Consider the following 10,637-nt stretch of genomic DNA (forward strand, 5'->3'; position numbering starts at 1 on the left):
TCTACGCCGAGGGGGTCGCGGTGGCGCTCGCCGCCGGCGAGGCGGCGCAGCCGGCCGAGCCGGCGCCGCGGGAGGCGGTGGCGCTGCCGCGGATCGAGTTGCCCCTGGCCGTGGAGCTCGAGGCGCTGCGCATCGAGCGGCTCCGGATCCGGAGCGGCGAGGGGGCCGCGCAGCGGATCGAGCGCATCGAGGTGGGCCTGCACGCCGAGGGCACGCGCTGGCGGCTGCGCCGGCTCCTCGTCGAGCGCCCGGACGCCCGCCTGGCCCTCGAGGGCGATCTGCGCACCTCGACGCCCTCGGCGAGGCTGCCGCCGGCGACGCGCAGGGCCAGGCGCGGCTCCGCCTGCTGCGCCAGCTGCGCCGCCAGCTGCGCCCCGGGCGTGGTGTAGAGCAGCCCCAGCAGGGCCATCAGGAGACCGGCGGCGAGGGCCAGCAGCCCCGCCGCCAGGCGCCCCGCCCAGCGCCGCACGACGCCGCTCACAGGTCCGACCCCATGGAGAAGTGGAGGCGCCAGGAGCGCTCGGGCTCACCGACGGTGGCGGCCAGATCGAGCCGGATCGGCCCGATCGGCGACGAGTAGCGCACCCCGAGGCCGGCGCCGACCTTCGCCTCGCCGGAGAGATCGTCCCAGTCGGCGTAGGCGTTGCCGGCGTCGACGAAGACGGCGGGCCGCCACTTGGGGGTCAGCTGGTAGCCGTACTCGAGGCTGGCCTCGGCGAGGTAGCGGCCGCCGATGACGGCCCCGTCGCGCTTGGGGCCGAGGCTCTGGAACTTGTAGCCGCGCACGCTCTGGTCGCCGCCGGCGTAGAAGCGCAGCGACGGCGGGACGTCGTCGAAGGCGTCGGGGCCGGTGTCCAGGGCGCCGAGCTCGGCGCGGGCCCGGAAGCGGTGGCGGTCGCCGAGGGTGCGCACCCAGCGGGTGGCGGCGCGCACCCGGCGCAGCTCGATGTCCGAGCCGAGCCACGGATCGGTCGCCTCCACCGAGAGCGTCTGCCGATCCCCCCAGTGCGGGTCGAGGCCGCCGCGGCTGCGCACCCGGCTCCAGCTCGCCCCGGGGATGAAGAGCGTCGTGCTCCGCCAGTCGTCCTGGATGCGGAAGCGCTCCTCGTCGGCGCGCACGAAGAGGGTCTGCTGCCAGCCGCTGTCGAGGCGGTGGCGGTACTGGACGGCGGCGCTGATCTGCTCGGTGTCGATATCCGCCACGTCCAGGGCCTGGACGCCGAGCTGGTACTCGAGGCTGCTGCGCAGGGGGTCGCGCAGCGGCACCGTGTAGGAGGCGGTCAGGTTCTGGCGGCGCTCGGCGATCTCGGTATCGAGGGCGAAGGCGTGGCCCCGGCGGTTGACCCAGGGCCGGCGCCAGCCGAGGCGCACCCGCGCGCCGAGGTCCGTGGTGTAGCCGACGCCGGTGGTGAGCTCGTGGCGGGCCCGCGCCGTGAGCTCGACGTCGATGGGCACCACGCCGCCGCTGGCGGCGCCGCGGGCCGGCCGGACCCGGACGTCGCTGAAGTAGCCGCTGTCGAGCAGGGCCCGGTTGAGCGCCGCCACCTGCTCGGCGGTGTACGGCTCGCCGCGCTCGAAGGGGACGAGGCGCTCCAGGAACGACTCGGCCAGGGGGGAGTCGGCGAAGCGCACGGGCCCGAAGTGGTAGCGCACGCCGCTGTCGTAGCACAGGCGCACCTCGGCGGTGCCGGCCTCGGGATCGACCGCGATGCGCCGGGCGGTGAAGCGCCCGTCGAAGTAGCCGCGGTCGAGGGCGAGGTTCTGGATGAGCTGGCGCGAGGTCTCGTAGCGGCCGTGGTGGAGGATCTTCCCCTCCTTCAGGGGCAGCCGCGACTCGAGGTTGGCGAAGGCGGCGTCCGCGGCGGCCTCGCCGCTCAGGCACACCGCCATGCGCCGCACCCGCACCGGCTCCCCCGGATCGACCCGCACCACCACCCGCCAGCCGTCGTCGGTGCGCCGGCGCTTCGCCGCGACCTGCGCCCGGTAGTAGCCCAAGGCCTCGAGGGCCTCGCGGGCGCGCTCCGGGGCGTGGCGCTGGAAGGCGGCCACGGCCGCCGGCTCCTCGGAGCCCGGCTCGCCGAGGTAGACGCGCACCTGCTCGGCGAGCTCCTTCTCGACCCCCTTGACGGCGATCGCCACCTCGGCCGCGGCGCCGCGCGGCACCCCCGCCGCGGCGCAGGCCGCGGCCAGCGCGAGCACCAGGCTCGCGGAGGGCTTCACCCAGCGCCGCGGCAGCCTTGTATACTGGATGGCCGCCGAGCGGCGTCCGCCGCCGCCCGCGCCCCTTCGACAGCGACCGGCAACCGAGGCGCCCATGAACGAGGAGACGACACCCGAGCACGAGCAGGGCGAGCAGGACGAGCACCACCTGCGGCTGCGCAACATGGTCCTGGAGGACTACCCGGACGTGGCCCGGATCATGAACGAGGTGTATCCGGACATGGACGGGGCCTGGACGCGGGAGCAGTTCGCCGCGCAGATCAACCGCTTCCCGGAGGGGCAGATCTGCATCGAGGACAACGGTCGGGTGGTCGCGGGCGCCATCACGCTAATCGTGGACTACGGCCGCTTCGGCGACAAGCACACCTACGAGGAGATCACCGGCAGCGGCTACCTGACCACCCACGAGCCCAACGGCGATGTCCTCTACGGCGTCGACATCTTCGTCGACCCGGAGTACCGCGCCATGCGCCTCGGCCGGCGGCTCTACGACGCGCGCAAGGAGCTGTGCCGGCAGCTCAACCTGCGCGGGATCGTCGCCGGCGGCCGCATCCCCGGCTACGCCAAGCACGCCGAGCAGATGTCGCCGGAGGCGTACATCGACCTGGTCAAGCGCAAGGAGATCCACGACCCGATCCTCTCCTTCCAGCTCGCCAACGACTTCCACGTCCGGCGCATCATCACCAACTACCTCCCCGCCGACCGCGACTCCCACGCCTACGCCACCCTGGTGCAGTGGAACAACATCTTCTACGAGCCCAAGGAGCAGCCGCTGATCTCGCGGCGCAAGGCGGTGGTCCGGGTGGGCACCGTGCAGTGGCAGATGCGCCCGATGAGCTCCGTCGACGAGCTCATCGACCAGGTGGAGTTCTTCGTCGACGCCCTCGCCGGCTACAACGCCGAGTTCGCCCTCTTCCCGGAGTTCTTCAACGGCCCGCTGCTGTCGCTGTTCAACCAGGAGTACCCGGCCGAGGCGATCCGCGGGCTGGCGCAGTACACCGACGAGATCGTCGAGGAGATCTCGCGGCTGGCGGTCTCCTACAACATCAACATCATCGCCGGCTCGATGCCCGTCTACCAGGACCAGGTCCTCTACAACGTCTCCTACCTGTGCCGGCGCGACGGGACCACCGACCACCAGCACAAGCTCCACATCACCCCGGACGAGCGCGCCTACTGGGGCGTGCGCGGCGGCGACGAGCTCAAGGTCTTCGAGACGGACATCGGCAAGATCGGCATCCTCGTCTGCTACGACGCCGAGTTCCCCGAGCTGCCGCGGATCCTCAACCAGAAGGGGGCGCGGATCCTCTTCGTCCCCTACTGGGTCGACACCCAGACCGGCTACCTGCGGGTGCGCCGCTGCGCCCAGGCGCGGGCGATCGAGAACGAGTGCTACGTGGCGATCACCGGCTCGGTGGGCAACCTGCCCAAGGTCGAGAACATCGAGATCCAGTACTCGCAGTCGGCGGTCTTCTCGCCGGCGGACTTCGCCTTCCCCCACGACGCCATCGTCGCCGAGACCACGCCGAACACCGAGATGACGCTGATCGTCGACCTCGACCTGGACAAGCTCACCGAGATCCGCAACGAGGGCTCGGTGCGCAACTACAAGGACCGGCGCCTCGACCTCTACCGCATCCAGTGGCTCGGCCGCGACTGAGCCCGCGCCGGTGGGCCGCCCTCTGCCCACCGGCGCGGCCAACTTTTGCTAGGATGGGGCCCGATACCCCGTCCAGACCCCTTGCAAGGTGAGGCCATGTACGCACCCCGAGGCGAGCCCGTGGTCTTCCAGCGCGACTGCGACGCCGTCGTTATCCCCGCCGGCGACACGGGGACCATCCCCGCCGGTGCCGAGGGGGTGCTCACGCAGTCGCTCGGCGGCAGCTACACCATCTACCTCCAGGGCTACCTCTTCCGCATCGACGGCGCCGACGCCGACGCCATCGGCAAGGAGCCCCCGGACCCCCCGGAGCTGCCCGAGGACGCCACCGACGAGGACGTCGAGCGGCTGATCTGGGAGCAGATGGCCACCTGCTACGACCCGGAGATCCCCGTCGACATCGTCGAGCTCGGCCTGATCTACCGCTGCGATATCGCCAAGGACGGCGCCGGGCAGCGCCACGTGGACATCGACATGACCCTCACCGCCCCGGGCTGCGGGATGGGGGATATCCTCGCCCACGACGTCCGCACCAAGGTGAAGATGGTCCCCACCGTCGCCGACGTCCAGGTCAACCTCGTCTTCTCCCCGCCGTGGAGCCAGGAGATGATGTCCGAGGCCGCCAAGCTCCAGGTGGGGCTCTTCTAGCCGCCGCCGGGGTCGCACGCCCGACGGGGCGGCGGCCCTAGAGCTCCTGGCGCGCCATCCACGGGATGATCCGCTCGAAGGCGCGCTCGATGTCGTCCATGGAGGCGGCGTAGCTGATGCGCAGGGCGTTCGGGCAGCTCTCGCCGAAGGCGTCGCCGGGGACGAGGCAGACCCCCGTCTCCTTGAGCAGGCGCGTGGCGACGCTGGTCCCGTCGGTGTTGGGCGGCAGGGACGGGAAGATGTAGAAGGCCCCCTGGGGCCGGTAGCTGGTCAGGTGCGGGGTCTGGCTGACCAGCTCGACGATCCGGTCCCGCCGGGCCCGGTACGCCTCGAGCATCGCCTCGACGCACCCCTGCTCGCCGCGCAGCGCCGCCGCCCCCGCCCACTGCGCCGGGGTGTTGGCCACGGTGGTGGTGAAGATGTGGAAGCGGCGCAGCTTCTTGATCGCCCCCTGGCTGGAGATCAGCCAGCCGATGCGCAGCCCCGCCATGCTGAAGGTCTTCGACAGGCTCGAGACCGCCATGACGTGGTCGAGGTCCGAGGTGCAGCGCAGCACGCTCGGGTACGCCATCTCGTCGAGCAGGAGGTGGTCGTAGACCTCGTCGCTGAAGACGTAGACCCCGCGGTAGGCCGCCTCCTGGACGATGGCCTCCACGGTCTCCCGGGGGTAGACGGTGCCGGTGGGGTTGCTCGGCGAGTTGAGGATGATCCCGAAGGTGCGCATGCCGATCTGGTCGATCACCTCCTGCGGGTCGAGCTGGTGGCCGTGCTCGGCGCGGGTGGGGATCGAGCGGACCTCGGCGCCGTTCATGCGGATCAGCGGCGCGTAGAGGGGGAAGGCGGGGTCCGGGACCAGGAACTGGCGGCCCGGCGCCGCCGTCGCGGCGATGGCGAGGTACATGGCCTCGGTGGCGCCGGTGGTGATGAGCACGTTCTCGGGGCTGAGCTCGCGGCCGTAGCGCGCCCCGTAGTACTCGGCGACGGCCTCGAGCATCTGCGGCAGGCCGGCGTCGAGGGTGTAGCCGGTCTTGCCGTCGCGCAGCGCCTGGACGTGCGCCTCGAGCACGTGCTCGGGCATGGGGAAGTCGGGCTGGCCGATGGACAGATGGATCACGTCGTCCATCTCCGCGGCCATGTTGACCATCTTGCGGATGCCCGGGATCGGCAGCGCCCGGATCGAGGGGCTCCAGACCGGCTCCCAGAGCTCCTCCGCCTCGCTCTCCTCCCGCTCTCTCGCCACGGCGCGCCCTCCTCGATTCCGCGGGCCTTGCCGCTAACATAGCGCCTTGTAATCCCCCCCGCCTAGGGATACGGTGAAAGTATATGCGCAACCGGAGGCCCGCCTGCCATGGCGACCGGTGCACTGCCCGTTATCGCCCTCCTGACGGCGCCCGGCGAGGCGCCGCCGCCGGGCCTAGAGCCCCTCGAGGGGCGCGCCGAGATCCGCCACGCCACCGACCGCGAGGCGCTCATCGACGCCGTCGCCGAGGCCGACATTCTCCTCGTCACCGACTTCCGCAGCGCCCTCGTCGCCGAGGCCTGGCCCCACGCCCGGCGCCTGCAGTGGGTCCACGCCACCAGCGCCGGGGTCGACGCCCTGCTCTTCCCCGAGCTGATCGCCGCCCCGGTCCCGCTGACCAACGCCCGCGGCATCTTCGACCGCCCCATCGCCGAGACGGTCCTCGGCCTGGTCCTGCTCTTCGCCAAGGACCTGCGCACCACCCTGGCCCTGCAGCAGCGCCAGGAGTGGCGCCACCGGGAGACCGAGTGCATCGCGGGCCGCCACGCCCTGGTGGTCGGCGCCGGGGCCATCGGGCGGCAGATCGCCCGGCTGCTCACCGCCGCCGGGCTGACGGTGGACGGCGTCGCCAGCCGGCCCCGCGGCGACGACCCGGACTTCGGCGCCGTCCACGGCACCGCGGCGCTCCACGCCCACCTCGGCGAGGCCGACTACGTCGTCATCGCCGCGCCCCTGACCGCAGCGACCGCCGGGCTGTTCGACGCTGCCGCCTTCCGGGCCATGGCCCCGAGCGCCCGGCTGATCAACATCGGCCGCGGCCCCATCGTCGTCACCGACGACCTCGTCGCCGCCCTGCGCGAGGGCGCCATCGCCGGGGCGGCCCTCGACGTCTTCGAGCAAGAGCCGCTGCCCGCCGGGCACCCGCTGTGGGGCATGGAGAACGTCGTCGTCTCGCCGCACATGGCCGGCGACTTCCGCGGCTGGCAGGCGGCGCTGAGCGCGCAGTTCGTGGCCAACTTCGAGCGCTGGGCCGCCGGCGCCCCCCTGCACAACGTCGTCGACAAGCAGCGCGGGTACGTCCCGCCCGAGAGGCCGTCATGACCACGCCACCACCCGCCGTCGCCGACCTGACCGCCGCCGAGCTCCTCGGCCGCCTCGAGGCCGGCGAGCTCTCCCCCGCGGAGGCCGCCGACGCCTGCCTGGCGCGGATCCGCGAGCACGACGGCCTCGTCAACGCCTTCTGCCTCATCGACGAGGCCACCACCCGGCAGGAGGCGCACCACGCCGCGCAGCGCTACCGCCAGCGCCACCCGATGGGGGCCCTGGACGGCGTCCCGGTGGCCATCAAGGACGTCTTCCTGACCCGCGGCTGGCCCACCCTCCGGGGCTCGCGGACCGTCGACCCGGCCGGCCCCTGGAAGCAGGACGCCCCGGCCGTGGCGGCCCTACGCCGCCACGGCGCCGTGCCCGCGGGCAAGACCACCACCCCGGAGCTCGGCTGGAAGGGGGTTACCGACTCGCCGGGCTTCGGCGTCACCGCCAACCCCTACGACCCGGCGTGCACCGCCGGCGGCTCCAGCGGCGGCAGCGCCGCGGCGGTGGCCCTGGGCATGGCCCCGCTGGCCCTGGGCACCGACGCCGGCGGCTCCATCCGCATCCCCGCCGCCTTCTGCGGGATCGTCGGCCACAAGCCCACCCACGGGCGCGTGCCCCTGTGGCCGGCGAGCCCCTTCGGCGCCCTCGCCCACGCCGGCCCCATGGCCCGCACCGTGGCCGACGCCGCCCGGCTGATGGACGTTATCGCCGAGCCCGACCCGCGCGATCCGACCCTGCCGGCGGCCGGCGGCAGCTACCTCGCCGCCCTCGCGGAGGGGGTCCGCGGCCTGCGCATCGCCTACAGCCCGAACCTCGGCTACGCCCGGGTCGACGCGCAGGTCGCCGCGGCGGTGGCCACCGCCGCCAGCACCCTCGAGGCCCTCGGCGCCGAGGTCGAGGAGGTGGATCCGGGCTTCGACGACCCCCGCGCGGCCTTCGACCTGCTCTTCTTCGGCGGCGCCGCCAACGCCCTGCGGGCCGTCCCCGAGGCCCAGCGCGCAGCGATGGACCCCGGCCTCATCGAGGCCGCCGAGGCCGTCGAGGGGGCCTCGATGCTCGACTACCTGGCGGCGGCGAACGAGCGCGCGGCGCTGACCGAGCGGATGAGCCGCTTCCACCAGCGCTACGACCTGCTGCTGACACCAACGCTGCCGCTGCCGGCGTTCGCCGCCGGCCGGGAGGTCCCCGAGGCGTGGCCCGAGGCGCGCTGGCCGAGCTGGACCCCGTTCACCTACCCCTTCAACCTGACCGGGCAGCCGGCCTGCTCGGTGCCGTGCGGCTTCACCCGCGAGGGGCTGCCCATCGGGGCGCAGCTCGTCGCGGCCCGCCACGCCGACGGCCTTGTCCTGCGCGCCGCCCACGCCTACCAGCAGGCGGCGCCGCTGACCGACCGACGGCCGGGGCTCCTCGGCTAGGGCGGGCCCACCCCGCCGCGAGGGGCGCCCGGCGCCTCACACCCTGCAAGCAGTACCGAGCCTTCCGACTATGATCGACTCTCCGCTCCTTCCCGAGATCAAGGGCTACATCGCCGGCGAGTGGGCGGCCTCGGACGACGCCGCCACCTTCCAGGTCACCAACCCCGCCGACGGCGAGCTCCTCGCCGAGGTCCCGGCCATGGGCCCGGGCGAGACGGGCCGCGCCGTGGCCGCCGCCGAGGCGGCGCTGGGCGACGGCGCCCCCGAGCGCGCGCAGCGGCGCCGCTGGCTCGAGGCCATCGACGCGCTCCTGCGCGAGCACCGCGAGGAGCTCGGCCGGATCCTCACCCTCGAGCACGGCAAGCCCCACGCCGAGGGGGTGGGCGAGGTCCTCTACGCCGCGGGCTTCTTCGCCCACGCCGCCCGCGAGATCGACGCCCTGGCGCCGCGCACCCTCGAGGCGCAGCCCCGCGGCTGCACCTGGACGGTCCACCACCGCCCCGCCGGCCCCGTGGCCCTGATCACGCCGTGGAACTTCCCCATCGGCATGATCGCCAAGAAGCTCTCGGCCGCCCTGGCCGCCGGGGCCCCGGCGGTGCTCAAGCCGTCGGCGAAGACGCCGCTGACCCAGATCGCGCTGCTCACCCTCCTCCACCGCGGGCTCGACCTGCCCCCCGGGACGGTCAACCTGGTCACCGGCGCCGCCGGCCCCATCGGCGACGCCCTGCTCCACGACCCACGGGTGCGGGTGCTGAGCTTCACCGGCTCGACGAGCGTCGGCCAGGCGCTCATCCGCGGCAGCGCCGAGGACGTCAAGCGCCTGACCCTGGAGCTCGGCGGCAACGCGCCGTTCCTCGTCTTCGCCGACGCCGACCTCGACCACGCCGCCGATCAGCTCATCGCCAACAAGTTCCGCGGCGGCGGCCAAACCTGCGTCTGCGCCAACCGCATCCTCGTCGAGGCGCCCGTCGCCGAGGCCTTCGCCCAGCGGGTCGCCGAGCGCGCCGGGCGGCTGCGCACGGGCGACGGCATGGCCGAGGGCATCGACCTCGGCCCGCTGATCGACCGCAGCGGCTACGAGAAGGTCCGCCGCCACTACCTCGACGCCGTCGAGAAGGGGGCGGCCACGCTCCTCGGCGGCGACCCGGGGCCGCTGGGCCAGGACTACGGCGCCTTCTTCCCGCCCACCGTCGTCCACGGCGCCACGCCGGAGATGGCGTGCTGGCGCGAGGAGACCTTCGGGCCGCTGGTGCCCGTCGCCGCCTTCGGCGACGAGGCGCAGGCGCTGGCCCTCGCCAACGACTCGGAGCTGGGCCTGGCGGCGTACCTGTTCACCGGCGACGCGGCCCGGGCCGAGCGCCTCATCCCCCGCCTGGCCTTCCCCCACGTCGGGTGGAACACCGGCAGCGGCCCGACCCCCGAGGCGCCCTTCGGCGGCACCAAGCGCTCCGGCTACGGCCGCGAGGGGGGGCTCGAGGGGCTCTTCGAGTTCGTCGAGACGCAGACCGTCCCGCAGGGGCAGCCGGGCTAGGACCGGCCAAGTGTGCACAGGCCGCGCGCCGCCCCTGGAGCGGGCGGCGGCGGCCCCGCGGCGGCGCCCGCCACCCCCGGCCACCCCGCGTAAGTGCTTGATCACGATTTGGTCATCCGGCGGGTGATCAGATTGTGGCCAGTGCCGATGACGGGCCGATGACACGCCGGAGAGCGCGATTTCTCCACAGAGTTTTCCACAGGTTTTGTGGAAAGCGCACAGCCCCGGGGCGCACCGCGGCCGGCGCTAGTCGCAGACCCGGCGCAGGGCCGCCCGGTCCTGGGCGGAGAGCGAGCGCGGATCGCGGTTGGCCTCGTTGAGCTCGCGGTACATGACCGAGCGGCGCCCGCCGACGTGCCCGATCCCGAGGGCGTGGCCGAGCTCGTGGGCCAGCACCGTGCGCAGCTGCTGCGGGCCGCGGAACTGGTAGACCGTGATGCGCCCCTCGCGGCCCCGGCCGCGGTAGCGCCCGGCCTCGAAGCCGCTCATCCGCTCGGCGCTCCGGTTGTACGCCTCGACCTCGCGATCGACGGCGTCGCCCTGGGCCCGGAGCCGCCGCTGGGCCCGGTTGAGGGCCTCGGCCCGATCGCGCAGCGCCTCGCCGCGGCGGTTGAGCTCGGTGCGGCGCTGGCGCAGGGCCTCCTGCTCGGCCTCGAGCCGGCGGCGGCGCTCGGCGGTGCGCGCCAGCTCGCCGCGGTTCCAGCGCTCAACCCGCTCCGCGTGGCGCCGCTGGCGGCGCTCGAACGCCCGGACGGCCTCCTCGTGGGCCTGGCGCTCGCGCCGGAAGCGCTCGAGGCGCCCCTGGAGCGCCTCGCGGCGGTCCTGGTA

9 protein-coding genes are annotated in these 10,637 nt (G+C 73.8%); 6 read left to right on the plus strand and 3 right to left on the minus strand.

Features of this window, described 5'->3' with window-relative positions; genetic code table 11:
• Positions 1–389: hypothetical protein (locus tag CKO13_RS07810; RefSeq protein ID WP_200259111.1), on the plus strand; the 389-nt coding region annotated here is incomplete at its 5' end.
• An 88-nt stretch (positions 390–477) separates the two neighbouring features.
• Here the strand turns inward: CKO13_RS07810 and CKO13_RS07815 are convergent.
• Positions 478–2,220 carry an autotransporter assembly complex protein TamA gene (locus tag CKO13_RS07815; RefSeq protein ID WP_338034603.1) on the minus strand — a complete coding sequence of 581 codons (1,743 nt, stop codon included), beginning with the start codon at positions 2,218–2,220 and terminating at the stop codon, positions 478–480.
• A 94-nt stretch (positions 2,221–2,314) separates the two neighbouring features.
• Between CKO13_RS07815 and CKO13_RS07820 the strand changes: the two genes are divergently transcribed.
• Both CKO13_RS07820 and sufT read left to right on the plus strand, forming a co-directional pair.
• The gene (locus CKO13_RS07820) at positions 2,315–3,880 is read left to right on the plus strand and encodes a bifunctional GNAT family N-acetyltransferase/carbon-nitrogen hydrolase family protein (RefSeq protein WP_200259116.1); all 1,566 of its coding nucleotides are present in this window, start codon (positions 2,315–2,317) and stop codon (positions 3,878–3,880) included.
• 96 nt (positions 3,881–3,976) lie between these two features.
• Entirely contained in the window at positions 3,977–4,528 is a 552-nt protein-coding gene (sufT, locus tag CKO13_RS07825; RefSeq protein WP_200259118.1) for a putative Fe-S cluster assembly protein SufT, read from the plus strand.
• Between the two features lie 37 nt (positions 4,529–4,565).
• On the opposite strand, the gene CKO13_RS07830 is transcribed toward sufT, so the two are convergent.
• Positions 4,566–5,768: a pyridoxal phosphate-dependent aminotransferase gene (locus tag CKO13_RS07830; RefSeq protein ID WP_338034604.1), complete on the minus strand. Its 1,203-nt coding sequence runs from the start codon at positions 5,766–5,768 to the stop codon at positions 4,566–4,568.
• 108 nt (positions 5,769–5,876) lie between these two features.
• Here CKO13_RS07830 and CKO13_RS07835 point away from each other — a divergent pair, with 108 nt between their 5' ends.
• The 3 genes from CKO13_RS07835 (at position 5,877) to CKO13_RS07845 (ending at position 9,809) form a co-directional block, all read left to right on the plus strand.
• Positions 5,877–6,869: a D-2-hydroxyacid dehydrogenase gene (locus CKO13_RS07835; protein WP_200259120.1), complete on the plus strand. Its 993-nt coding sequence runs from the start codon at positions 5,877–5,879 to the stop codon at positions 6,867–6,869.
• Positions 6,866–8,278, plus strand: coding sequence for an amidase (locus CKO13_RS07840; protein WP_200259122.1), 1,413 nt, complete (start codon positions 6,866–6,868; stop codon positions 8,276–8,278). Before CKO13_RS07835 ends, CKO13_RS07840 begins: the two co-directional genes overlap by 4 nt.
• Before the next feature lie 70 nt (positions 8,279–8,348).
• Entirely contained in the window at positions 8,349–9,809 is a 1,461-nt protein-coding gene (locus CKO13_RS07845; RefSeq protein WP_200259124.1) for an aldehyde dehydrogenase family protein, read from the plus strand.
• Between the two features lie 246 nt (positions 9,810–10,055).
• Here CKO13_RS07845 and CKO13_RS07850 read toward each other — a convergent pair.
• Positions 10,056–10,637, minus strand: a 582-nt coding sequence (locus CKO13_RS07850) for a matrixin family metalloprotease (protein WP_200259126.1), incomplete at its 5' end; no start/stop codon positions are given.

This window comes from Halorhodospira neutriphila (genome assembly GCF_016584055.1).
GTDB lineage: Bacteria > Pseudomonadota > Gammaproteobacteria > Nitrococcales > Halorhodospiraceae > Halorhodospira > Halorhodospira neutriphila.